Source organism: Amnibacterium sp. CER49 (assembly GCF_029846255.1).
In the GTDB taxonomy this organism is placed as follows: domain Bacteria; phylum Actinomycetota; class Actinomycetes; order Actinomycetales; family Microbacteriaceae; genus Amnibacterium.
This window is the reverse complement of record NZ_JARVWQ010000001.1, coordinates 760064-783118: the sequence shown is the minus strand read 5'-3', so window position 1 is coordinate 783118 and position 23055 is coordinate 760064. Positions and strand designations below refer to the sequence as shown.

Sequence of the window (23055 nt, the reverse complement as noted above, 5' to 3'; positions counted from 1 at the left end):
CGGTCGTGGGGAGGCCGGGGTGTCCGCGCTCCGTGCGCGGGCGCTGCTGGAGCGGGCGGTCCGTCGTCGCACGGACGCGGATCCGGCCGCGATCCCCACGACGGGGACCGCGGCCGGCCGGGATCAGCGCGCCTGGGGCACGGCGTCCAGGGGGACGGGGAGCGCGATCGGCACGGGCACCGCGGCGGGCTGCCGCTTGCCGAGCGGGCGGGCGGCGCCCCTGCCGCGGCGCAGCCGCGACCAGTTGACGAAGCCGGCGGGCCGCGAGAGCACGTCCTCGACGACCCGGCCGAGCTCGCGGGCGGTCTCGTCGACGTTCCCGGCGCGGGGGACCCGCCGCACGGAGGCGGGGTCGGCGTACGCCGCGTCGAGTGCGTCGAAGAAGGTCGGCTCGTCCTCGGCGAGGATCGCGTCGCCGGTGCTGGCCATGAACCGCCCGAAGACGATCTGGTGGCTGTCGACGTGCTCGCCGAGGTCGGGGCGCCGCGGCACCGCGATCGGGATGCGGCCGGCGGCCGCCACGTCGAGGATCGAGCCGGGCCCGACCTGCGTCACGACGAGGTCGGCGCCGCGGTAGCGCTCGAGCATCTGCTCCTGCGAGAGCATCGGGACGCCCTCGCCGTACTCGGGGGCGCGCGACGTGCCGTGCTGCACGAACAGCTCGACATCGGCGCCGCGGGTCATGATCCAGTCCTCGACCCAGTCGATCAGGCGGTCGAAGCGGTGGTGGTCGGTGCCGGCCGACACGACGAGCGTGCGGCGGGTCACAGCGCGGGTCCGATCACGAGGGCCTCCGGGTAGATGGCGCGCTGCTGCGGCCACTGGCCGCACATGGCGTCGGAGATGGGGTAGGAGAGCCGGCCGGTGAGGGTCGGGCTGTCGATGCGGTCGAACACCTCGAGGTAGACGGTGTGGATGCGCAGCAGTCGCGCGACGACGAAGAACGGCAGGCTCACGCCCGCGCCGGTCGAGACGACCACGTCGGGCCGCAGCCGCCGCAGGGTGGTGACCGCGAGGCCGAGGTTGCGCATCGCGTTCGGGAGGTTGCGGGTGACGGGGTGGTGGGCCCAGGTGACGGCCTCGTCCTCGAGCGCCGCGATGGCGTCGGGCTTCTGGAACGTCACCCAGTGCCGCTCGTGCTGGGACCACCACTCGCGCATGGTGAGCAGCTGCGCGAGGTGTCCGCCGGTCGAGGCGACCAGGAGGATCTTCATGGGGGGAGGGGTGCTTTCGGGTAGCGGGGAGTGGATGGCGAGGGGTTGGGGCCGGACCGGTGGGGAGTCGGTCCGGAGCGGGAGGGACGGACGGGTTACAGGCCGCGGCCGCGCCGGTTGACGAGGTCGACGAGCAGGGGCGCCGGGGCGAGCCCCGCGCTGATCGCGAGCGCCGCGTAGGCGCGCAGCTGCCGGCGGTCGTTGCGGATCGCGTCGCGCGCCCAGCGGCGCGCCTCGCGGCGGTGGCCGAGGGCGGCGTTCGCGAACGCGATCTGGCCGGCGATCCGGGCGGTGCCCTGCCGGGCGTCGGCGAACTCGGGGAACTTGACGAGCAGGTACGACAGCCCGTCGGCGATGCCCTGCCAGCGGCCGGAGAAGAACGAGGTGCGCTTCCAGTTCACGACGACGAGCGGCTCGACGACGCTGCGGACGTGGCCGACGCGCGTGGCGCGGAGCAGCAGGTCGTAGTCCTCGCCGTACGAGGCGGGCAGCACCTCGTCGACGAGGCCGATCTGACCGAGCAGGTCGGCGCGCCGCAGCAGGAACGTCGACGGGTGGATCTCGGTGATCCGCGAGTCGAGGAAGTCGGTGAACGTCGCGCGGGCCGGGGGGAGCCGCACGTGCGAGCCGCCGGCGGACTCGATGCGCACGCCGCTCGCGATCATCGCCGCATCGGGGTCGGCGCGCCACGCGTCGAGCTGCGCCGAGAGGCGGTTCGGCAGCCACTCGTCGTCGTCGTCGCAGAAGGCGATGAGCTCGGTCCCGGTGGCGAGGATGCCGCTGTTGCGGCCGCCGGCGAGGCCCGGCGAACGGGTGTTCGCGATCGTGCGGAGCGTGCGGCCCTCGGGGACGAGCACGTCCTCGAGCCGGTCGATCTCGACCTGGTCGAAGACGACGGTCACCTGCACCTCGCCCTCGTGGTCCTGCAGGAGGGCGGCGCGCACCGCGGCTCGGAGCAGCTGCGGCCGGCCGCGGGTGGCGATCACGACGCCGACGGCCGGTGCCGGCGATGAGAAGGGCTGCGACATGAGGGGACTCGTTTCTCCGCCGGGGTGCGGCGGACGGGGAGGGAGGATCGGGTCGGGGGGAAGGCGGGTCGGCGGAGGGACGCCTGAGGACGCCGCGCCGAGGCGGGGCGCAGGCGGGAGGACGGGGGCCGGGAGCGGCCCGCTCCGTCAGCGGGCGAGCGTCGGCGCGGGAGCCGGCGGAGTCGCGGAGCGCCGACGCGGGTTCGCGCGGCGCGGGTGCGGGGAGACCGTGGGTGGGGTCATGGCTGCCTGTCGGGTGCAGGTGGGCGGGGGAGGGATCCGGGCGGGGACGGGCCGATGGGTGGCGGTCCGTGGGGATCCCCGGAGGATCAGGGCTCATGCTGTCGCGCGTGGCAGGGGCGCCACCATCCCGTCTTCGGGGTACCCCGGCCGATAGGCTTCGTCCGATGCCGACCGTCGCTCCCTCCGAAGCCCGGGCATGACGGAGCCGGCGCGGCTCCTCGTGGTGTGCACCGCGAACGTCTGCCGCTCGCCCCTCGCGCAGCGCGTGCTGCAGGACCGTCTTCCGGCGTCCGTCGCCCCCCTCGTCGAGAGCGCAGGCACCCGAACGGAGGAGGGCTGGGCCATGTGCCCGGTGTCCGCGTCGGTGCTGCCGGATCCGCAGCGCGACGCGGCGTACGCCGAGGCGCACCGCTCGCAGCCCGTGACGCGGCGGCTCGTCGAGCACGCCGGCCTCGTGCTCACCATGGAGCGGGAGCAGCGGTCCGCCATCGCCCGGCTCGCGCCGGGGTCGCAGGCGAAGGTGTTCACGCTCCGCGAGGCCGCGGCGCTCGCGTCGGTGCTGCAGGAGCGGGGCACGACGCCGGTGGCCGACCTCGAGGCGCTCGCGCGGGCGCTGCACTCGGTGCGCGGCTTCGCGCCGATGCCGCCGCTGGAGCCGGTCAAGCGGCGCTGGTTCCAGAAGCCCGTGCCACCGGAGGATCCGCTGACGATCGTCGACGGCCACGGGCTGCCCGAGCCGGAGCACCTCGCGGCGGTCGAGACGGTGCGCAGCACGACCGAGCAGGTCGCGGCGGCGTTCACCGCCCTGCTGCGCGGCTGACCCGGATCAGGTGCGGCGCTGCAGCGCCGCCCACTCGAGCGCGGCGATCTCGCGGAGGCCGGCCACGGACGGGTGGAAGTAGTCGAGCGGCGACAGCTGCGCGACGGTCGGCTGGTAGTCGTGCAGCGCGCCGCCGTCGAAGACGCAGGTCCTGATCGAGGCGCAGGCGGACTCGAGCGCGCCGTCGAAGTCGGCGATCCGCTGCCGGACGGCCGCGCGGCGCTGCTCGGCCGCCGGGTCGGTGGCGAGCGGGGCGTCGAGCACGGTGCCGCAGCCGCCGAGCGTGCTCCAGAGGAACCGCGCGGTCGAGATCGGCGCGGCGACGGGCAGCAGGTCGGTCACGTCGGGCACCGAGGCGACGAGGATCGTCGCGTCCGGCAGGGCGGCGGCGAGCCGCCGCAGCTGCCCTGCTGCGATCGCGGCGAAGGTCGCGCCGGGCGTCATGTCCGGCAGCGTCGCGCGGCAGACGTCGTTGCCGCCGATCAGCAGGGTGACGAGCGTGGGCCGCTGCGCGATCGCGAGGTCGACCTGTCGGGGCAGGTCGTCGACGGCGGCGCCGGCGCGGGCGTCGTCGTGCACGATCACCCGCGCGCCGGTCTGCTCCCGCAGCCGGGTCGCGATGCTGTGCACGGTGTCGTCGGTGCCCGTCGACCACGATGCCGCGGGGCAGTCGCCGTAGTGGTCGCAGGCGTCGAAGCCGGTGGAGAGCGAGTCGCCGAGCGCTGCCACCGTGATCCGGGATCCGCTGCCGCCCGCGGTCGGTGTGGGGCTCGGGCTCGGCGCGCGGGTGGCGCTCGCCGAGGGCGCGGCGGCGGGCGCCTGCCGCGCGGGCGCGCACCCCGCGAGCAGCCCCGCGACGGCGGCCACGACGGCCACCATCCGCACCCGACGCCCCCGCATCGTGCAATCCTCCCCGCGTTCGAGGCCCGCGCTGCGCGGTCCCCGGTGCGCCCGCGAGCCGGGCGCGGGACCGGCCGGCTCCCCGGGTGGCGCCGATCGAGCTCAGGTGACGGCCGACGGGCGGCTTCGCGAGGTGGTCAGCGAGCGAGGACGACGGCTCGCGTCCATGGGAACCAGCCGGAGGCCTCGACCCGGAGCCCGGCGTGCTCGAAGGCGGCGACGGCCCGCACGAACTCCACCCTGGGCTCCCGGTCGCCGATGACGATCACGGTGCGAAGACCGGCTGCGCGCGCCGCCGCTGTGCGTGGCGTCACCTCCGAGTCCCAGATGCGGTGCCGCTTCGCTCCCGTCCTCCAGACCCCGATGTCGGCCATCCCGGAGAACGTCGCGGCGTACTCCCCGAGCATCTGGCGGGGCGCCCGCGCGGCTGACGGATCGGCGAAGTAGAAGCCCGCCTGCGACGTCCTGTGCTGCGCGACGAACGCGGCGTCCTCACCCCAGTCGACGCCTTTCACGAGCGGTGCCCGCTGGTGCAGGTACACCGGCGCGCAGAGCGCGGCCAGGACGACGACCGCGAGCGCGGAGGCCCGCTTCAGCCGGTTCGCGGCCGCACCCATGAGCAGGGCGGCCGCCGGCAGGGACATCAGGGCGTACCGCTGCACGTACATCGGCTTGCCGAGCGCGCTTCCGAGCACGAGGACGAGCGTCGGCAGCACCAGCCACGGCAGGAGCACCCGGAGCGCCTCCCGTGACGACGGGCCGCTTCGTCGCATCACCAGCACCACGACCCCGGCGATGACCAGCAGCCAGGCGACCCCCTCGTACCAGTACGACCCCACGAACCACTCGGCAGCGATCTGACCGAGCGTCTGCGGGCCGAGCGGTGAGATCCACCCGACCTGGTCCTGCTCGCGGGAGGCGAGCAGGACCAGGGGCGCAGCCGCGAGCGCCGCTGCGCCGTCGGCGACGAGGAGCCGGATCAGGTTGCGTCGCAGCCGAGCCGACAGGAGGACCGTCACGGCGTGCGCGAGGACCACGAGCAGTAGGTACAGGAACAGGTAGGCGGATGCGGCGGCCGCGGCCGCGTAGGCGATCCACCGCCGCCGTGGACCGTCGGCCGCCCAGATGAGCAGGACGGTCAGCCATACGGCGGCCGCCATCGAGAAGCTGTACGACCGCGCTTCGCCCGCGGCCCACATGGTCATCGGCACGGTCAGGAAGAGCAGCGCACCGATGAGCGCGACGCGGCGATCCGCGAGGCGTGCACCGAGGCGGTGCACGCCGACCGCGGCCACGCCGACGGCGATCGCGCTGGGGATGCGCAGCGCCACGATGCTCGAGCCGAAGATCGTGGCCCAGAGGCGCATGGCGAGGTAGTAGGTGGCGTGCACGGCATCGACGTGCAGCGTCACCGTCTTCAGGAAGCTGCCGAGCGGGCGGGTGACGAGCGTCTGCGTGGCCACCTCGTCGGACCAGCCGTAGGGGACCCAGGTGAAGGCGACACCCACGAGAGCACCGAGGAGACCGACCGCGACGGGGGTCGCCCATGCCGGAACCGCCCGGACGGCGGCGACGGATGGCTGGGCGAGCGTCGGGGCGGCGGCAGTCACCGGCCGAACTCTGCCATCACGTGGCCCCCGTTAGAGGGAGGAAACGCGAGCGGTGCCGGTTCTCGCGTCGAGGCGTCCGCCGCGCCGGCGCAGCGCTCCTGCGGGCGCTCACCGATACCGGACCCGTGCCCGTGCCGCGGCAGGATGGATCCGCACCGTCCCGCCCGCGAAGGAGACCCTGTGCCCGTGCACCCGGCGATCGCCGCCCGCCTGCCGCTGCTGCAGGACCTGCCCGCCGACCAGGACTGGCTCACGCTGCCGGAGGAGGCCGCCTCGTTCTTCGCGCCCTACGGCGACTACGCGCTACCCACGTCGGTCGAGGTCTCCGAGCGGCGGATCGACGGCCCGCACGGTCCCGTGCGCCTGCGGCTCTACCGCCCCCGCGACGTCGACGGTCGGGTGCCCGGGCTGCTCTGGGCGCACGGCGGCGCCTTCATCGGCGGCGACCTCGACATGCCGGAGGCGCACGTCGTCGGCGCCGAGATCGCGGCCCGCCGCGGCGCGGTCGTCGCGAGCGTCGAGTACCGGCTCGCGACCGAGACCGTGCGCTACCCGGTGCCGCTCGACGACGTCGTGGCCGCCTGGGAGGCGTTCGCCGGCATGGCCGACGAGCTCGGCCTCGACCCCGCGCGGCTCGGCATCGGCGGGGCGAGCGCGGGGGCGAACCTCGCGGCCGCCGCGGTCCTCCGCGAGCGCGACGCGGGCGGCCGGATGCCCTCGGCGCTGCTGCTCGCCTACCCGGCGCTGCACTTCCCGAACCCCGCGCTGCAGGACGACCTCGCCGCCGAGATGCGGCGGCTGCCGGCGATGCTCCGCTTCACCGCCCGCTCGACGACCGAGATCACCCGCGCCTACCTCGGCCGGATCACGGACATCCCCTCGAACCTCATGCCCGGCCTCGCGGACCTCACCGGGCTGCCGGTCGTGCGGATCGTCGTCAGCGAGTACGACGACCTGCGCTCCTCGGGCGAGCTGTTCGCCGAGCAGCTGACCGAGGCGGGGGTACCCGTCGAGACCACGGTCGCGGAGGGGATGCTCCACGGGCACCTCAACCTGCCGCCCGTGCGGTCGATGCCGGAGGTGAGCCGGTCGCTCGACTTCCTCGCCGAGGGCCTGTGACGCGGCGGCCGCGCGACGGGCGGGTGCGCGCGCTCGTCGTCGTGCTCGTGCTGCTCGCCGTCGCCGGCGCCTTCCTCACCCTGACCGGCCTGGCGCAGCAGCAGCTGCTGCCGCAGCTCGAGGGGGCGAGCCTGCTCGTCGTGGCCCTGCTCTGCATCGTGCTCGCGCTGCGCCGCACCCGTCGCCGCTAGCGCCCCCGGCGCCTGGGGAGATCGCACCCCGGCGGCCACGGGCCGTCGCTAGGCTCCCCGCCGACGAGACGGAGGCATCGATGTCGACCGAGGACCCCTGGGCCCACCCCGGCGGTGAGAGCGCGGAGCGCCGTCCCGCGCCCGCGCGCCCCGCGGGCCGGCCGGCCGACGAGACCGGATCCGCCGCCTTCCCGCCGTCGACGACACCCCTCACCGACGGTCCCGCCGGTGAGGCCGCGTTCCCGCCCCCGGGCGGTGCGACCGCGCTCCCGCCGCCGGGCGGCCCCCAGGGTTTCCCGCCTCCCGGCGCCGCGCTGCCCCCCGGCGGGGGAGCCGCCTTCCCACCGCCCGGCGGCGCGCTGCCCCCCGGCGCGTTCCCCGGCGGCCCCGAGCAGCGGGCGCGCAACGCCCTCGGGGTCACCGCGCTCATCCTCGGCATCGTCGGGCTCGTGCTCGGGTTCGTCCCCTTCGTCAGCTTCCTCGCCGTGCTCATCGCGCTCGCCGCGATCGTGTTCGGCATCGTCGGGCTCACCGCGAAGGACCGGCCGCGCATCGCGGCGATCTGGGGGCTCGTGCTCGGCGCGGTCGGGCTGCTCGTCGCGATCATCGTCTCGGCCATCAGCGTGTTCCTGATCGCGCTCGGCGCCTCGCGGGGCTCCTCGTACTCGAGCAGCCTGCCGTCGGCGGGCGCGAGCGCCGCCCCGGCGCCGACCTTCTCGAGCTCGTTCGGCGCGAACGCCACGGGCCCCTCGCTCACAGCGGGGCGCCACACGGTCCGCTACTCGCTGTCCGGCGGCGGATCCGGCGCGAACGTCGACTACGACGCCTACGCGAACCACCGCTTCGGCTCGAGCCGCGAGCAGGACGTGGCGCTGCCGCACTCGCGCACGCAGACGGTCGCGATCGCCGACGCCGGCTCGTACGCGAACTTCACGATCACGGGCAGCACCTCCGACGCGACGACCCCGCTCACCTGCAGCATCGCGGTCGACGGGCGCACGGTCGTGACGAAGACGGTGCAGCCGTCGTCCTACGCGACGGTCTACTGCTCGTACAGCGCCGAGTAGGCCGCGGCGCTCACAGCCGCGCGAAGGCGCGGTAGTCGCAGCCCTGGCGCTGCAGCACCGCCCTCAGCGCCTTCACCTCGGCGGGGCTGAACCGGCCGGGGGAGGCGGCGGTGAGGCTCGGGTACATGGCGTCGGCCGTGGAGGTGCGGTGGTCGAGGTCGAGCGCGTGGCCCACCTCGTGCGTGATGAGGGACTGCCAGGTGGCGCCGGCGCCGGTGCCGGCGCCGTGGAAGCCCGTGTAGAGCAGCACGCGGCCGTAGGTGATGGCCTCGAAGGTGCTGCTGCCCGTGCGCAGCCAGGCCGCGGCGGGGCCCCCGACGCCGACCTCGCCGGGCCACGCGAAGTGCTGGCCCGCGGTGGTCGAGGCGTCCGTGAAGGAGAAGTAGAGCGTCGGGTCGGTGCGGGAGAACCAGGTCGAGTCGAAGGTGTGGGTCGTCGCGCCCGCGTAGGTGAAGGTCACGCCGGTCTGCGCACCGATGTCGGCCATGACCCGACGGATGACGGGAGTCAGGCCCGCGGGCTCGCCGGCGGGGTTGATCCGGTACTCGATCGGGCGGCAGGCGAGCCACTGCACCGGCATGGAGGGCGCCGCGTGCTGCAGCAGCTCGTAGGTGTGCTGACCCGTGGCCAGGACGGTCGAGTCGACGGCGCGCTCGACCGCGACGTGCGTCGGCGCGGGCTCGGCGCCGAGCGAGGGGGCGGCGACCATGACCGCGGCGACCGCGAGGGCGATGCCGGCGAGCAGCGCGCGGCGCAGCCAGGGACCGCGCGCGGGCAGGTCATCGTCGGCGGGCGGCGCGATCGGCGCCACGACGCGCGGCCGGGCGGCCGGCTGCACCGGCAGGGTCCTCGTCGAGACGCCGACGGGCGCGCCGGCGAGCGGTCGCGGCCGCGACGGAGCCGGCGAGAGGGCGGGATGCGGCCGCAGCGCGCGATCCCGCTCGAGCACGGCGTGCAGGTCCCGGACGGCCGCGGGCGCCTCGGCGGCGTGCCGGCCCCGGTCGGCGCGCACGGGGGAGTGCCCCGGAGCGGCCGGACCTGCGGGCGGGCGCGGGGCGCCGGACGGGCGCTGCACGGTCAGGCGGTCGCCGAGGAGCGGGCGCGGCCGAGCGCCACGGCGAGCACCGCGCCGCCCGCGGCGGCGAGCGCGCCGAGCGCGACGTCGAGCAGGGAGGCGGGGACGCCCGCGACCTGGTGCTGCGCCATGCCGCATACGGCGGCGAGCGCGGCGCCGGCGAGCACGGCGTAGCCGGGGTGGCGGGTCCACCAGGAGAGCGCGAAGCCGAGCGGTGCGAACACGGCGACCTCGCCGAGGTCCTCGAGGGCCCACGTGAGCGGCGCATCCGTGCCCTGCACCTGCACCAGCCAGCCGATCGGCCCGTCGACGTGCCGCGGCCAGAGGAGGAGGGCCAGGAGGGCGGCGGCGATGCCGACCGCGAGGAGCTGGGGTCCGCCGAACCGTGTCCGTCGCTTCACGCGGTCACGGTAGATCGGCGCCCGGGCGCCGCCGGGGAGGCGCGCCAGGACGATTCCGCGCGTGTCGCGCCCCTCGCTCCGATCCAGGGAGGGTCCCGGCGAGGCGGGCCGGAACGTCCGCCCGGGGTGTCGGAGCCCGCCCGGATCCTGTCCGAGCGGGAGGCGGCGCGTCGGCGGCGCTCCGCCGCGGATCCGGCCTACGGTCGGGCCCGGCGACCGTAGGCCGAGGGGACGGAGGCGCCGTGGCGCGACGGGGGAGCCGAGGCGCGGCCCCGGTCGGGCTCGTGCTGCTCGTCGCCGTCCTGGTCGTCGCGATCGGGGCGCTCTCGTCGCTCTCGCGCACGAGCGGGAGCGCCACCACCCCGTCCGTCGCGCCGTCCGCCGGTACCGCGCTCGCCCTGCTCGCGACCCTGCCCGTGCGGGGGAAGGCCCCGCTCACGGGCTACGACCGCGTCCGCGACTTCGGCGCCGCCTGGCTCGACGTCGACCGCAACGGCTGCGACACCCGCGACGACGTGCTGCGCCGCGACCTGACGCGGATCCGGGCCACGGGCTGCAGGGTGCGCTCAGGTGTGCTCGCGGACCCGTACACGAAGCGCGTCATCGACTTCGTCCGCGGCGCGCGGACGAGCGAGGCGGTGCAGATCGACCACGTCGTGCCGCTCGCCGCGGCCTGGCGGACCGGCGCGCAGCGGTTGTCGCAGGCGCAGCGCGAGCGGCTCGCGAACGACCCCATCGAGCTCTTCGCGGTCGACGGCCCGACGAACCAGGCGAAGGGCGATGCGGACGCCGCGAGCTGGCTGCCGCCGAACCGCGCCTTCCGCTGCACCTACGTCGCGCACCAGGTCGCGGTGAAGGCCGCGTACGCCCTCTGGGTCACCCCTGCGGAGCGCGACGCGATGCAGCAGGTGCTCGCGCACTGCCCGTCGACACCGGCGCCGCGCTCCGCCCTGGCGCGCTGACGGCGCCCCCGATCTCAGCCCCGGGCGCCCCCGCACCCAGCCGGCGTTCAACTCGTGCCGGGCGTGTTCACCAGGCGCACCCAAGCGCTGTCAAGGGGTGTTCGGAAAGGTTCTGGGCTGCAACGACCAGTTGCGAGAAGGAGGAACTCATGATCGCAACGCGCGACATCGATCGGATCATCGGCTCGGAAGCCGTGGACAGCGACAACGACAAGATCGGCAAGGTCAGCCAGGTCTACATCGACTCCGACACGGAGCAGCCGACCTGGGCGAGCGTGAAGACGGGCCTCTTCGGCACCCACGAGACGCTCGTGCCTCTCGACAACGCGAACTGGGACGACGACGTGCTGCACGTCGCCGTCGACAAGGCGCAGGTGAAGGACGCCCCGCGCGTCGACCCCGACGCCGAGATCTCGCCCGAGGAGCAGGAGCGCCTCTACGAGTTCTACGGCGTGCACAACCACGGCGGGTCCTCGTTCGGCGGCGGCACCACCGGCTCGACGACCGACGCCGGCACGACGACCACGGTCGGCGGCGCGGACCGGGGCACCATGAACCGCGGCACGACCGACCGGGGCACCACCGGCCTCGGCGACTCGTACGACCGCTCCCGCACCGGCGCGGACGACACCGCGTACGACAGCGACGGGACCACGGGCGGCTTCGCCGGCGGCAGCGCGGGCTTCGACCGCGGCACCGATCGCGGCGCGGACTTCGACCGGGACGCCACCGACCGCAACCGCGCGGGTGGCTACGACACCTCCGGCCCGACCACGGACGACGCGATGACCCGCTCCGAGCAGCGGCTGAACGTCGGCACCGAGCAGACGCAGGCGGGTCGCGCGCGGCTCCGCAAGTACGTCGTGACCGAGCAGCAGTCCGTGAACGTGCCGGTCTCGCGCGAGGAGGTCCGCCTCGACCGCGAGCCCATCACCGACGCGAACCGCGGCGACGCCTACGACGGCCCCGAGCTGAGCGGTGAGGAGCACGAGGTCGTCCTCAACGAGGAGCGACCCGTCGTGAACAAGGAGACCGTGCCGGTCGAGCGCGTCCGCCTCAGCAAGGAGCAGGTCACCGAGAACCGCCAGGTCACGGAGGACGTGGCCCACGAGGAGATCGAGACCGACGGCGACGGCATCGGCGGGAACGCCGGCCGAGGCGACCGCCTCTGATCGGTCCTTCCCGTACGGCGATCGGCGCCGGTTCCGCACCCGCGGGGCCGGCGCCGATCCCTGTCCGGGACCCCCGTTCGTGGGATTTCGGGGGCGTCACGAGGCCTGCGACGATGCCGCTAGGGCTACCCGGCCCACCGGATTGGGGGATCCACTCATGCTCGCGCTCACCGTGATCGGCGCCGTCGTCGCCGTCTGGACGCTCGTCTCGATCGTGCTCGCGCTGCTCATCGGCCGCGCCGCGAAGATCGGCGAGGTCAAGCACCAGGACGCCGTCTTCCTGCGGGACGTCTCCGCGGGCCGCGCGCCCGTCTCCGTCCGCTAGTCCTTCCGCTTGCGCCGAGGGCCGGCGCCGTCAGCCGGCCCTCCGCGCCGCCACCGATCCGGTCCGCAGCACCGGATTCCGCCTTCGGAAGGGATCCGGTGCGAGAACGCCGCTGAACCGAATCGGTGGCGAGCGCCGGGATCCAGGACGCGAGCCGCGATTCAGGACCGCCGGTCCTCAATCGCTGCCCCTTCGACCGAGAAGCCTGAGTTCTGGGCGCCGCGTCGCCGCCACGGTTTCGGTCCGCAGCAGCGGATCCCGCCTCCGGATCGATTCCGGTGCGCGCACGCCGCCGAACCGCATCGGTGGGGGAGCGCCCCGAGTCAGGACGCGCGCTCGACCCGCGGCAGCAGCGGCGCGAGCTCCTTGCGGCTGTGCACGCCGAGCTTGCCGTAGGCGCGGCCGAGGTGCGTCTGCGCCGTCCGCACCGAGATGCCGAGCCGCTCCGCGATGTCGCGGTCGGTGAGGCCCGTCGCCGCGAGCCGCGCGGTCTCGCGCTCCCGGGGCGTCAGCGTCAGCGCCGGCGGCGCGGCCGCCACGACCGGCGCCGCGAGGGTCGGCAGCGCGTCCCGCCAGATCCTCGCGCGGGCGGCTGCGGCGTGCGCGGCCCGGATGTCGAACGCGCCGTGCCGCTCGACCGCGGTGGCGGCGAGCTCGGTCGCGAAGAGCCCCAGGCCCTGGTCCCAGTACCGCCGGGCCACCCGCTCGAGCTCGCGGGGGTCGCCGTCGAGGATCGCGCGGGCGTGGTCGCGCTGCACGTCGCGGCCGGGGCCGCGCGGCACCGCGCCGAGCTCGAGGATGCGCCGCGCCGCGTCCCCGTCGCCGTAGCGGAGCGCCGCGTGCAGCGCGCTGAAGGCCTCGGACGCCGCTCCGTCCGCGGATGCGCGCCGTGCGACGCGGGTGGCGAGCGCGGCGGCGTCGCGGTGCTCGCCCCGCCCTGCGGCCAGCGCCGCCTCGGCGAGGTCGACCGCGCCGGCGAACGCCGGCGGCCGCTCGAGGGGGAGCAGCCGCTCGAACACCTCCTCGGCCTCGTCCCCGCGACCGGCGAGCACGAGCGCCTCGACGAGCGTCGCGAGGAGCAGCGGCAGCGCCGCATCGCGCCAGAGCCCGGGTGCGGACTCCGCCTCGCGGAGCAGGTGCACGGCCCGGCCCGGGTCGCCGGCGAGCAGCCGGCAGCGGGCGAGCAGGTGCGCGAACGGCGCGCGCACCTCGGGACGGCCGGCGAGCAGCGCCCGGTCGTACGCGCGTTCCGCGCGGGCGGTCGCGGCGCGGAGGTCGAGGGTGACGAGGAGGGGGATCGCCGCCTCCGCCCAGTCGAGCAGCGCCGCGTCGCCACCGGGGAGCGCCGCCGCGAGCGGCCGCAGCGCCTCGGCGGCGGCCCGAGCGCGGGTCTCGTCGCCGCGGAGCATCCGCGCAGCCACCTCGGCGATGCCGGCGCGCACCCCGGCGGTGCCGGAGCGCCGTCCGGCGAGGGTCGCCGACAGCAGCAGCGCGTCCTGCAGGCGTCGCTGCAGGAGCAGCAGCGGGATGCGCGCGGCGAGCAGCTCGGGGTCGCGGGGGCGGGTGCGCAGCGCCAGGTCGAGGGTCGTGAGCGCCGCGGCGGGCCGGCGTCGGGCGAGCCCGACGAGCGTCGCCTGCAGGCCGACCGCGGCGGCGGGGCCGGACGGATCCGTGCCGCCGGTCTCCTCCACGAGCCGTGACGCCGTGTCGAGGTCGCCGCGCCGGGCGCGATGCTCGGCGAGCGCGAGCCGCGCCGCGGTGCCGCCACCCGTGTCGATCGCCGAGAGCAGCAGCCGCTCCCGCAGCACGGGCGGGGCGGCGGGGAGGTTCGCGACGAGCATCGCCTCGTCGACGGGCAGCGGCTCGCCGAGCTCGAGCCGCCAGCCGGTGACGGCGATGCGCTCGGCGTCGGTGCGCAGGCGGTCGAGGCCGGCGGCCACGCGGAGCAGCAGGTGCAGCAGGCGCTGCCGCTCGTCGCGGGGCACGCCGTCGAGCGCGACCTCGGCGATCCCGCCGCCGGCGGGCCGGACGGTGCCGGCCGGGTCCGTGACGAGCCAGTCGGGGACCGGCTCGTCCACCGCGACGCGGGATGCGACGGCGGCGGGCACGCGACCGGCCGCGGCGACGAGCCGCACCGCCTCCTGCTGGGGCTCGGGCAGCGCGGCGAACCGCGCGCGGAGGTCCGCGCTGAGCGACGGGGGCAGCGGCGGTGCCGCCGCGAGCCGGACGAGCCCGTCGACGACCCGGAACGTCTCGGGCGACGTCTCGACCAGCTCGCGCAGCGCGGCGGGGGAGCCGCCGGTGCGGTCGAGCAGCACGAGGGCCGCGCCCGACTCCACCGGCGCCCCGAGCAGCTCCTCGACGAGCTTCGCGAACGGGCGCGGCTCGAGCCGGAACGGGCTCGTGCGCGGGCTCGGCGAAGCGGCGCCGGCGGGCTTCGCGGCGCTGCGGGTACGCGCGGGGGAGGCGGCGTCCTGGGGCATGGGTGTGCTCCGAGACCGGGGGTTGGGGTACCCCACCCTGACACCTCCTGGCCACCGAATGGAAGCCATGGGTTCAGATCGCGCAACGCAGAGGTCGGTTCGGCGTCCGGCCTCGTCCGGGTGCGACATCGGCGAACTCGCAGCGCGTGCGCAGCCGTGCTCCTGTCGAATGGCCGCGGAGGGGCCGGTCACACCCTTCGGCCCGTCCGCCTCCGGGCTCGACCGACAGGAGGAGCCGTCATGCCGCGTCCCCGATCCCGGATCGTCCGATGAGCGCCAGATCCGCCGGCCGCATCGCCGCGCTCGTCACCGCGAAGTCGCTCGGCGTGCCGGTGCAGCGCACCGCCCGCACGGACCCCGAGCCCGTGGTGCTCGATGCCGGCAGCACCCGCGGCGAGCAGCAGGGCGTCGCCCAGCCGCTCGTGCCGCAGGTCGAGCCCGGCGCGCTCGTGTCCTCCGGCGAGACGAGCGCCCTGCGCGCGCTCGTGTCGTACATCCCCTCGGAGGCGCTCACCATCTACCTCGCGGGCGTCGCGGCGGTGAACCTCGTGCGGGATCCGTCCACCTCCGGGGAGAAGATCGCCGCAGCGTGGATCCTCTACGTGATCGCGGCCATCGCGAACGCCGCGTTCCTCTGGATCGCGTTCCGCGACAAGTTCCGCGAGTACTCCAGGCGCGAGCTCACCGTGCGGCAGACGCGACCGCTCGCGGCGGCGTTCCTCATCACCGAGCTCGCCCTGTTCGTCTACGCGCTCGCGGTGCCGGGCGGCATCGCCGTCAGCGACCTGCAGTGGCTGCCGCTGGTGCTGCTCATCGGGGCCGCGGTCACCGTCGGGCTCGCGCGCCTCGTGGGCCTCGCGGCCCTGCGCGACGACGCCGAGCTGTGACGGCCGTCTAGGTAGCCCCTTCTGCTCCCGGCGCATGGCGGGCAGAATCTCCGCGCTGGCACGGTGAGGGGGACGGACATGGACCACGGACACCAGGGCGACGGCAGACCGCCGGACGACCCGCTCGCCGCGGGCGCCTCCCACAGCCCGAACCCGCGCTCCGCCACGCTGCTGCGCGTCGGCATCGCCGCGGTGCTCGTGCTGCTCTGCGGCGTGCTCGCCGGCATCGGCGCCGTGCGCGCCGCGGACGAGAGCCAGGCCGCGACCCGTGCCGCGAAGCACTACACGCCCCCGCCGTTCCCGACGCCGACGGCGCCCGCGCCGGTGATCTGGGTGGTCAGCGACGACACCACCGCCGACACCGGCTCGAAGCTGCTGGCGACGCAGCGCTGGCCCGCGCTCGTCGCCGACGCGCTGCACGTGCGCATCGACACGAGGGCGTCCGTCGGCGCGGGCTACATCCGGCAGGGCCAGTCGGCGCGCACGTTCGGGCAGCAGGCGGCGCTCGCGCCGAGGTACGCCGACATCGTGCTGTTCTTCGGCGGATCGAGCGAGCTGAGCGCGCCGCTCGGCGACCTCCAGCGCAACGCCGGGCGCGCGTACGACGCCGCGAGGGCGGCCGCACCGAACGCGAGGATCGTCGTGATCGGCCCCGCGCTGCGCGGTGTCGGCACCGCCCAGCGGCTCGCGCAGGTCGAGGCCGTGCTGCAGCGCGCGGCGGCCGCGGCGCACGCCCCGTGGGTGGACCCGCTGAAGGAGCAGTGGATCGGCACCTCGAGCAACGCGCCGATCCACGGCGACTCGCTCACGACGGACAACGAGCGCGCCCTCGCGAAGCACGTCGAGGCCGTGCTCCGGCCGTTCCTGCCGCACGCCTGAGAGCCCCCTCTTCGGGGGCGAACAGGGCCGGCTCAGGGCGCTGCCCTACCATCCCGCTGCATCAGCGGATACCGTGACCCGATGCCGATCACCCAATCGGCACTGCATCGGTGGCGTGCCCACCACCGGTTGCGAAGGCCCGAACGAACAGGCTCCTGCATGTCCCACGCAGCACATCCCCGTCCCCAGCGCCGGCCGGACGGACTCGACGACGCCGCGCTCGCGGCCATGGTGCCTGGATGAGCGACCGGATCGACGCGGTAGGACCAGCTGTGCCGGGGGGATCCGAGCAGCCGGCCGACGAGCGCACCTTCGGCCTCCGGCCGAGCGCCTGGGAGGCCCCGCTGCCGAACGCGCGACCGCTGACGATCGCGCACGACTACTTCACGCAGCGCGGGGGCGCCGAGCGGGTCGCCGCGGCGCTCATCGACGCGCTGCTGCCCGATCGCGTGGTGACCGCGGTCGTGACGCCGGAGCACACGTTCCCGCTGCCCGCGGGGCAGGTCGAGACGACCATGCTCCAGCAGTCCGAGCTGTTCCGCTCCGACCCGCGGCGGGCGCTGCCCCTGTTCCCGCTCGCCTGGAGCCGCGTGCCGCCGGTGACGGCCGGAGTCGTGATCTGCAGCTCGTCCGGGTGGTCGCACGGCATCCCGGTCACCGGGAACGCCCGTAAGATCGTCTACTGCCACAACCCCGCCCGCTGGCTGTACCAGCCCGACGACTACTTCCGCGAGCAGCCGAAGGTGCTCCGCGCGACGATGCGCCTGCTCGCCCCGCTCCTCGCGCACTGGGACCGCGCCGCCGCCGCGACGGCCGACGTCTACATCGCGAACTCCAGCTCGGTGGCCGAGCGCATCCGCACCGTCTACGGCCGCGAGGCGGTCGTGATCCACCCGCCGGTGACGATCGACCCCGCCGGCGAGCGCGTCCCTGTGGCCGGCCAGCGACCCGGGTACTTCCTCACCGTCGGCCGGGGGCGCGGCTACAAGAACCTGGACCGCCTCGTCGCGGCGTTCGCCGAGCTGCCCGCTGAGCGGCTCGTGGTGGTCGGGGAGCCGCCGCGCGGCGTCGACCTGCCCTCGAACGTCTCGGTCGTGCACGACGTCTCCGACGCCGAGCTGCGGTGGCTCTACGCGAACGCCCGCGCGCTGCTCAGCGTCTCGCACGAGGACTTCGGCCTCACGCCGCTCGAGGCGAACGTGTTCGGCACGCCCGCGCTGCTCGTCCGCGCCGGCGGCTTCCTCGACTCGCTCGACGAGGGCGTCTCCGGTCGCTTCCTCGACGACGACACCCCGGCGGGCATCGCCGCGGCGGTGCGGGCGTTCCCGAAGCGCTGGGACTCGGCGGCGATCGTGGCCCATGCGCAGGACTTCTCCCTCGAGGCCTTCGTCGGCCGGCTGCGGCAGGTCGTCGACCTCCTGCTCGCCGACTAGGCCGAGGATCAGGGCCCTTCGGCCCTGGTCCGTCGTCGATTCCAGGCGATTCCGCGGATCCGGCCGCCGTCTGCCCCCGGAAAGCGGGGCGCATCCGTCGACAGGTCCGGCGGCGCGACCTAGGCTGCGCCGCACCGGCTACATCAGTCGGGACTGACACGGCGCGCGCCGCTCGAGGAGGAACGATGCACCGCACCCGTTGGATGTCCGCCACCGCAGCACTCGCCGTGCCGGCGCTCGTGCTCGCCACCGCGCAGGGCGCCTCGGCCGCCTCCGCGACCGTCGCGTCGTGGGGGATGAACGACACCGGCACGACCATGTCCGACTCGTCCGGCCACGGCCACAACGGCACGCTCCACACCGTGAAGACGGCCCAGCCGGGCTTCGCGGGTTCGTCCTTCGGCTTCTTCGGGCACCCCTCCTACGTGTCGGTGCCGTCGGCGGCCGACCTGAACCCCGGCACCGCGAACTTCTCGTTCACGCTCCACGTCAAGTTCCCGAACCGGCCCTCGAGCAGCGTCGGCGACTACGACCTGATGCGGAAAGGGCTCGCGACGACCGACGGCGGCAGCTGGAAGGTCGAGGTGCTCGGCTCGGGCAAGGCCTTCTGCGACTTCCGCGGAGCCACGCACGAGGGCACCGTGACCAGCACGAACGCCCTGTCGGCCGGGGCGTGGCACACCATCACCTGCACCCGCACGGCGACGACCGTGCAGATCGTCGCCGACGGCGCCACGGTGACGAAGACGGTCACCACCGGCTCGATCAGCAACTCCGGCAGCGTCTTCCTCGGCGCGAAGAACGGCACGGGCGCCGATCAGCTCACGGGGTACCTCGACAGCGTGACCGTCCGGAAGGGGTGACCCCGATGCCCCTCGAACTGGGGACGGCACGGAGCGCATACGCCCGTTCGCGCTGATGGGAACGCCTTTACCGGCGCGGTGCGGGGCCAGTAGTCTGGCCCCTCGGCCGACGGTCCGGCGCCGCACCCGGGCGCTGGAGCCACCCATACGTCGGCCCGTGTTCCCATGAAAGGGGGATCGGTCACGTGAGCCCGCAAGACCTGATCCGACTGCTCCGCCGCTACTGGCTGCTCACCGTCGTCCTCGTGCTGATCGGGGTCGCCTCCGGCATCGGTGCGTCGCTGACGATGAAGCCGATGTACTCCGCCACCTCGACCGCCGTGGTCCAGGTGGCGAGCGACGGCCAGAGCGTGCAGGACGTCGCCGTCGGCGCCGCCTTCGCGCAGAAGGCCGTCGAGACCTTCGCCTCCGTCGCGACGAGCCAGCGCGTGCTCGATCCCGTCATCAAGACCGTCGGGCTGAGCGGCACCACCTCCGCCCAGCTCGCCAAGCGCATCAGCGTCGGCACCTCGACGAACAACCAGGTGATGAACATCACCGCGAGCGACCCGTCCCCGGATCGCGCCGCCGCGATCGCCGACCAGGTCGAGTCGCAGCTGAGCCACGTCGTCGCCACCGCCTTGAACAGCACGACGAAGGGCAGCGCGGCGCCGACCGTCGTGCTCATCTCCCACGCCGACGTCCCCAAGGCCCCCTCCTCGCCGAACACGGGCCTGAACGCGCTCGTCGGCGGCATCCTGGGGCTGCTCGTCGCGCTGGTGCTCATCGGGGTCCGCCGCCTGCTGCTCGACAAGATCGAGTCGGTCGAGGAGCTGCAGTCGATCACCGAGGTCCCGGTCGTCGGCGAGATCGTCCGCGACCGCGGCGTCACCGCGCAGCCCCTCCGGGTGCTCGCGGACCCGCTCGGCAGCTACGCCGAGTCGGTGCGCGACCTGCGCACCAACCTGCAGTACCTCACCACCGCCGAGGGCGCGCAGACGATCGTCGTGACCTCCGCCGCGCCCGGCGAGGGCAAGACGACCACCTCGGTCAACCTCGGCCTCTCGCTCGCCGGCGCGCAGAGCGTCGTGCTCGTCGACGCCGACCTCCGCAAGCCGCGGATCGCCGACGTGCTCGGCATCGACGGCGCCGTCGGTCTCACCGACGTGCTCGTCGGCCGGGTCTCGCTCGACGACGCCCTGCAGACCGTGGGCGACAGCGGCCTCGTGGTGCTGCCCGCGGGCGGCCACCCGCCGAACGCCGCCGAGCTGCTGCAGTCCGCCGCGATGCGCCGCCTCCTCGGCGAGCTGTCGCAGCGCTACAGCACCGTGCTCTTCGACTCCCCGCCCTCGGGACTGCTCTCCGACGCCCGCGTGCTCGCTCGCGAGTGCTCCGGCGCCCTGGTCGTCACCGGCCTCCGCCGCGCGAAGCGCGCGCAGCTGCGCACCACGCTGCAGTCGCTCGAGCGCGCCGGCGCGAAGACCCTCGGCATCGTCGCCACGTTCGTGCCCGGCACGAACTCGGCGTACTACGAGCTCGAGCGCGCCGAGGGCATCGACGTGCAGCGCAAGCGGTCGCGCAGGGGCGCGCCCCGGGTCCGGCCTGCGCAGGCCGACCCCGGCAGCGCCTCCTGACGGGCGCCGGCATGTCGTCCGCGAGCCTGCTGCGGCGCCGGCCGGGCCTCGACGGCCTCGACCTCCGCACCGCGGCGGTCTGGGCCGCCGGCATCGTCGCGGTGCCCGCCCTCGTGCTCGCCGCGGCGACGACGCGGCCGTCGCTCGTCCTCGTCGGCCTCATCGTCGCCGGGGCGGTCGCGGTCGTGCTCGTCGCGACGGTGCCCGCGGCGGTCGTGCCCACCGCGTGGACGCTCATCGTGTTCATCGGCCTCGTGCGCAAGATCACGGCGGGGTCGGCCGGGCACGTCACGAACGACCCGCTGATCGCCGCGCCGTACCTGCTGCTCGTCCCGCTGCTCTTCGCGCGGTTCTGGTGGCAGCCGCGGTACCGGGCGCATCTCTGGATCGCGCTCGTCGTCGCGGTCGACGTCGCCGCCTCGTTCGTGGTCGTGCTGCTCCAGGGCGACTCGTCGCTCGGCACCGTCCGCGCGTTCGTCGAGGAGGCGGTCGCACCGCTCTGCGCGCTCGTGCTCGTGCACCCCGCGCTGCGGGGGAGCATCCGCGCGACGCTCACCACCGTGCGCATCACGACGCTGCTCGCCGGCATCTACGGCATCTGGCAGTACGTCTCGCCGCCGCGGTGGGACCTCACCTGGCTGCAGAGCGTCGTCAGCCAGGGCGTGCAGACGTTCGGCGTGCCGGTCCCGCAGCAGTTCCGGCTGTTCGGACCGCTCAGCTCGCCGCTCTCGTATGCGCTCGTGCTCGCCGTCGGCATCGCCTGCTGGGCGTTCTCGTCCGGCCGGCTGCTGCCGCGGCTCGCGGCGATCGCGGTCATGGCACTGCCGCTGCTGCTCACCGCGGTGCGCACGTCGGTCTTCGCGCTCGTGATCGCCCTGCCGATCGCCGCGATCATCCGGTACCGGCAGCGGGCCATCGTGCCGCTCGTCGTGATCCTCGCGGGGGTCGCTGCGATCCCGACGGTGCTCGCCGGCATCGACCCGAACCTCGTGAACCGGTTCTCGGTCACCGGCCTCAGCCAGGACACCTCCTACAACGCCCGCCTGCAGCTGCTGTCGAACTCGGGCGACGCGGTCTACAGCTGGGGCGGCGGTCCGGGCTCCAGCTCGAGCGGCTCGCTGGTCACCGACAACGGCTACCTGTCGCAGTTCATCGACTACGGCCTGCTCGGCGGCGTGCTGCTCATCGTCCTCGTCGTCGCCGCGCTCGTCGCCTCCGTGCGCTTCGCGCTGCGCTCGACGAGCCCCGCGCGCGGCCTGCCGCTCGTGCTCGTGCTCGTCTACGGGCTCTCCGAGACGAGCGCGCCGGTGATCCAGGGCCAGCAGGGCCTCGTGTTCTGGGTGACGCTCGCGATCCTCGGCGCCGACGTCGCCGTGCGCCACGGCGGGACGCCCGATGACGACCTGCTGACGCGGCGCCCGCGCCGCGGCCGGCACGCGCAGCAGGCCGGACCGGCCGAAGCCGCTCCCGCCGCGCGATGAGCGCCGGCGATCCGGCGGGGCCGACGCGCCTCGTCGTCCTCGACCATGTCGCCCGCCTGTCCGGCGCCGAGATCAACCTGCTCAAGGTCGCTCCGAAGCTCCGCGGGTTCGACGTCACCGTCGTGCTGGCCGAACCGGGCGACCTCGCCGACCGCCTCCGCGCCGCCGGTGCGGCGGTCGAGATCGTGCCGCTCGACCGGCGTGCCGCCGACGTCGCCGCGCAGCAGCGGGGCATCGCCGAGCTGCTCCGCGGGGGGCTCGCGTTCCTCGCCTACGGCGTGCGCCTGCGCCGCGTGCTGCGGCGGCTGCGCCCCGACCTCGTGGTCACGAACTCGTCCAAGGCGCACCTGTACGGCGCCGTCGCGGCTGCGCTCGCGCGCGTGCCGCTCGTCTGCCACGTGCACGACCGCCTCACCGGCGACACGTACGCGCTGCCGGCGCTCCTGCTGCTGCGCGCCGTCTTCGGGTACCGCGCGGCGGGGCTGATCGCCAACTCCGCCTCGACCGCCGCCACCCTCCCGGCGCGGGCGGCAGCGCGGACCGTGGCCCTGCCGTGCCCGGTCGACGAGGCCGATCCGCTCCCGCACCGGCCGTCCGACACCGTCCGGTTCGCGGTCGTCGGCCGCATCAGCCCGTGGAAGGGGCAGGACCTCGCGGTGCGGGCGTTCGCCCGCTGGCGCGAGCGCACGGGGCAGGAGGGGCGGCTCACGATCGTCGGCGGCGCGCTCTTCGGCGAGGACGAGTTCGGCGACGGCCTGCTTCGCCTGCTCGACGAGCTCGGCGTCGCCGACGCGGTGGACGTCACGGGTCACGTCATGCCCGAACGCGTGCAGGAGGTGCTCGCCGGCACCGACGTGCTGCTGCACACGAGCCGCATCCCCGAGCCCTTCGGTCAGGTCGTCGTCGAGGGCATGCACGCCGGCGTCGCCGTCGTGGCCGCCGACGCGGGCGGCCCCGCCGAGATCGTCCACGACGGCGTCGACGGGCTGCTCTACCCGGTCGGCGACCCGGTCGAGCTCGCCGCCGCCATGGAGCGGCTCACCGCATCGCCCGACCTGCGCGCCCGCCTCGCCGCCGCCGGCCGCGAGACCGCGCGGAACTACGCGATCCCTGCTGTGCTGCCGCGCTACGAGGCGTTCCTGCGGCGCGTCGGCGGCCGTCCCGCTCCCGCCCCGTCGGGCGTCGCCCGCGGCTGAGCCCTCGCCCCGGGTACGCAACGGCCGATTGCGCTCGCGGGGCTCCGCAATACGCTGAACGGATCCCCTCGCGGGGAAGACAGGGCTGCGAGC

Annotated in this window: 22 protein-coding genes; 14 read left to right on the top strand and 8 right to left on the bottom strand. The window is 75.1% G+C overall.

From position 1 onward, the window contains the following. Positions 1–123: 123 nt before the first annotated feature. The 3 genes from QDR37_RS03750 to QDR37_RS03740 all read right to left on the bottom strand — a co-directional run bounded on the left by QDR37_RS03750 (position 124) and on the right by QDR37_RS03740 (position 2242). Complete coding sequence (locus tag QDR37_RS03750; RefSeq protein WP_279712233.1) at positions 124–768, bottom strand: glycosyltransferase; 645 nt, start codon at positions 766–768, stop codon at positions 124–126. Continuing rightward, the gene (locus tag QDR37_RS03745; RefSeq protein WP_279712231.1) at positions 765–1214 is read right to left on the bottom strand and encodes a UDP-N-acetylglucosamine--LPS N-acetylglucosamine transferase; all 450 of its coding nucleotides are present in this window, start codon (positions 1212–1214) and stop codon (positions 765–767) included. The genes QDR37_RS03750 and QDR37_RS03745 overlap by 4 nt, the downstream gene beginning before the upstream one ends. Positions 1215–1309: 95 nt before the next feature. Then, positions 1310–2242, bottom strand: coding sequence for a glycosyltransferase family 2 protein (locus QDR37_RS03740; RefSeq protein WP_279712230.1), 933 nt, complete (start codon positions 2240–2242; stop codon positions 1310–1312). A 439-nt stretch (positions 2243–2681) separates the two neighbouring features. Between QDR37_RS03740 and QDR37_RS03735 the strand changes: the two genes are divergently transcribed. Then, complete coding sequence (locus tag QDR37_RS03735) at positions 2682–3305, top strand: hypothetical protein (protein ID WP_279712229.1); 624 nt, start codon at positions 2682–2684, stop codon at positions 3303–3305. A gap of 6 nt (positions 3306–3311) precedes the next feature. On the opposite strand, the gene QDR37_RS03730 is transcribed toward QDR37_RS03735, so the two are convergent. After that, the gene (locus tag QDR37_RS03730; protein ID WP_279712228.1) at positions 3312–4205 is read right to left on the bottom strand and encodes a GDSL-type esterase/lipase family protein; all 894 of its coding nucleotides are present in this window, start codon (positions 4203–4205) and stop codon (positions 3312–3314) included. Between the two features lie 137 nt (positions 4206–4342). Continuing rightward, a complete protein-coding gene (locus tag QDR37_RS03725; RefSeq protein ID WP_279712226.1) occupies positions 4343–5815 on the bottom strand; it encodes a glycosyltransferase family 39 protein in 1473 nt (490 codons plus the stop codon). A gap of 180 nt (positions 5816–5995) precedes the next feature. Between QDR37_RS03725 and QDR37_RS03720 the strand changes: the two genes are divergently transcribed. From QDR37_RS03720 to QDR37_RS03710, 3 genes are all read left to right on the top strand, one after another. Next, positions 5996–6934: an alpha/beta hydrolase gene (locus tag QDR37_RS03720; RefSeq protein ID WP_279712225.1), complete on the top strand. Its 939-nt coding sequence runs from the start codon at positions 5996–5998 to the stop codon at positions 6932–6934. Next, the gene (locus QDR37_RS03715) at positions 6931–7125 is read left to right on the top strand and encodes a hypothetical protein (protein ID WP_279712224.1); all 195 of its coding nucleotides are present in this window, start codon (positions 6931–6933) and stop codon (positions 7123–7125) included. The genes QDR37_RS03720 and QDR37_RS03715 overlap by 4 nt, the downstream gene beginning before the upstream one ends. An 80-nt stretch (positions 7126–7205) precedes the next feature. Continuing rightward, positions 7206–8192: a DUF308 domain-containing protein gene (locus tag QDR37_RS03710; RefSeq protein WP_279712223.1), complete on the top strand. Its 987-nt coding sequence runs from the start codon at positions 7206–7208 to the stop codon at positions 8190–8192. Between the two features lie 10 nt (positions 8193–8202). On the opposite strand, the gene QDR37_RS03705 is transcribed toward QDR37_RS03710, so the two are convergent. Further along, positions 8203–9204: a hypothetical protein gene (locus QDR37_RS03705; RefSeq protein ID WP_279712222.1), complete on the bottom strand. Its 1002-nt coding sequence runs from the start codon at positions 9202–9204 to the stop codon at positions 8203–8205. A 65-nt stretch (positions 9205–9269) separates the two neighbouring features. Next, positions 9270–9668, bottom strand: a complete 399-nt coding sequence (locus tag QDR37_RS03700; protein ID WP_279712221.1) for a hypothetical protein — start codon at positions 9666–9668, stop codon at positions 9270–9272. A 242-nt stretch (positions 9669–9910) separates the two neighbouring features. On the opposite strand from QDR37_RS03700, the gene QDR37_RS03695 reads away from it, so the two are divergent. From QDR37_RS03695 to QDR37_RS03685, 3 genes are all read left to right on the top strand, one after another. Beyond that, complete coding sequence (locus QDR37_RS03695; RefSeq protein WP_279712220.1) at positions 9911–10630, top strand: HNH endonuclease family protein; 720 nt, start codon at positions 9911–9913, stop codon at positions 10628–10630. A 149-nt stretch (positions 10631–10779) separates the two neighbouring features. Further along, a complete protein-coding gene (locus QDR37_RS03690) occupies positions 10780–11802 on the top strand; it encodes a DUF2382 domain-containing protein (protein ID WP_279712219.1) in 1023 nt (340 codons plus the stop codon). Positions 11803–11959: 157 nt separating this feature from the next. Beyond that, positions 11960–12127 (top strand): hypothetical protein, encoded by a 168-nt coding sequence (locus QDR37_RS03685; RefSeq protein ID WP_279712218.1) that lies wholly within the window; start codon positions 11960–11962, stop codon positions 12125–12127. 323 nt (positions 12128–12450) lie between these two features. On the opposite strand, the gene QDR37_RS03680 is transcribed toward QDR37_RS03685, so the two are convergent. Further along, a complete protein-coding gene (locus tag QDR37_RS03680) occupies positions 12451–14610 on the bottom strand; it encodes a LuxR family transcriptional regulator (protein WP_279712217.1) in 2160 nt (719 codons plus the stop codon). 269 nt (positions 14611–14879) lie between these two features. Between QDR37_RS03680 and QDR37_RS03675 the strand changes: the two genes are divergently transcribed. The 7 genes from QDR37_RS03675 to QDR37_RS03645 all read left to right on the top strand — a co-directional run bounded on the left by QDR37_RS03675 (position 14880) and on the right by QDR37_RS03645 (position 22962). Beyond that, positions 14880–15497, top strand: a complete 618-nt coding sequence (locus QDR37_RS03675) for a hypothetical protein (protein WP_279712216.1) — start codon at positions 14880–14882, stop codon at positions 15495–15497. Positions 15498–15575: 78 nt separating this feature from the next. After that, a complete protein-coding gene (locus QDR37_RS03670) occupies positions 15576–16376 on the top strand; it encodes a GDSL-type esterase/lipase family protein (RefSeq protein ID WP_279712215.1) in 801 nt (266 codons plus the stop codon). 239 nt (positions 16377–16615) lie between these two features. After that, on the top strand, positions 16616–17809 hold the full coding sequence (locus QDR37_RS03665; protein ID WP_279712214.1) for a glycosyltransferase: 1194 nt from the start codon (positions 16616–16618) through the stop codon (positions 17807–17809). Between the two features lie 185 nt (positions 17810–17994). After that, positions 17995–18672: a LamG-like jellyroll fold domain-containing protein gene (locus QDR37_RS03660; protein WP_279712213.1), complete on the top strand. Its 678-nt coding sequence runs from the start codon at positions 17995–17997 to the stop codon at positions 18670–18672. A gap of 185 nt (positions 18673–18857) precedes the next feature. Further along, positions 18858–20285, top strand: coding sequence for a polysaccharide biosynthesis tyrosine autokinase (locus QDR37_RS03655; RefSeq protein WP_279712212.1), 1428 nt, complete (start codon positions 18858–18860; stop codon positions 20283–20285). A gap of 11 nt (positions 20286–20296) precedes the next feature. Next, positions 20297–21766 (top strand): hypothetical protein, encoded by a 1470-nt coding sequence (locus tag QDR37_RS03650; RefSeq protein ID WP_279712211.1) that lies wholly within the window; start codon positions 20297–20299, stop codon positions 21764–21766. Continuing rightward, the gene (locus QDR37_RS03645) at positions 21763–22962 is read left to right on the top strand and encodes a glycosyltransferase family 4 protein (protein WP_279712210.1); all 1200 of its coding nucleotides are present in this window, start codon (positions 21763–21765) and stop codon (positions 22960–22962) included. The genes QDR37_RS03650 and QDR37_RS03645 overlap by 4 nt, the downstream gene beginning before the upstream one ends. Positions 22963–23055: the final 93 nt, after the last annotated feature.

Bases quoted from the DNA above. Each gene is read 5' to 3' on its own strand.
- QDR37_RS03745 (WP_279712231.1), bottom strand. From the start codon at position 1,214: ATGAAGATCCTCCTGGTCGCCTCGACCGGCGGACACCTCGCGCAGCTG.
- QDR37_RS03740 (WP_279712230.1), bottom strand. From the start codon at position 2,242: ATGTCGCAGCCCTTCTCATCGCCGGCACCGGCCGTCGGCGTCGTGATC.
- QDR37_RS03735 (WP_279712229.1), top strand. From the start codon at position 2,682: ATGACGGAGCCGGCGCGGCTCCTCGTGGTGTGCACCGCGAACGTCTGC.
- QDR37_RS03730 (WP_279712228.1), bottom strand. From the start codon at position 4,205: ATGCGGGGGCGTCGGGTGCGGATGGTGGCCGTCGTGGCCGCCGTCGCG.
- QDR37_RS03710 (WP_279712223.1), top strand. From the start codon at position 7,206: ATGTCGACCGAGGACCCCTGGGCCCACCCCGGCGGTGAGAGCGCGGAG.
- QDR37_RS03690 (WP_279712219.1), top strand. From the start codon at position 10,780: ATGATCGCAACGCGCGACATCGATCGGATCATCGGCTCGGAAGCCGTG.
- QDR37_RS03685 (WP_279712218.1), top strand. From the start codon at position 11,960: ATGCTCGCGCTCACCGTGATCGGCGCCGTCGTCGCCGTCTGGACGCTC.
- QDR37_RS03680 (WP_279712217.1), bottom strand. From the start codon at position 14,610: ATGCCCCAGGACGCCGCCTCCCCCGCGCGTACCCGCAGCGCCGCGAAG.
- QDR37_RS03675 (WP_279712216.1), top strand. From the start codon at position 14,880: ATGAGCGCCAGATCCGCCGGCCGCATCGCCGCGCTCGTCACCGCGAAG.
- QDR37_RS03670 (WP_279712215.1), top strand. From the start codon at position 15,576: ATGGACCACGGACACCAGGGCGACGGCAGACCGCCGGACGACCCGCTC.
- QDR37_RS03665 (WP_279712214.1), top strand. From the start codon at position 16,616: ATGAGCGACCGGATCGACGCGGTAGGACCAGCTGTGCCGGGGGGATCC.
- QDR37_RS03660 (WP_279712213.1), top strand. From the start codon at position 17,995: ATGCACCGCACCCGTTGGATGTCCGCCACCGCAGCACTCGCCGTGCCG.
- QDR37_RS03650 (WP_279712211.1), top strand. From the start codon at position 20,297: ATGTCGTCCGCGAGCCTGCTGCGGCGCCGGCCGGGCCTCGACGGCCTC.
- QDR37_RS03645 (WP_279712210.1), top strand. From the start codon at position 21,763: ATGAGCGCCGGCGATCCGGCGGGGCCGACGCGCCTCGTCGTCCTCGAC.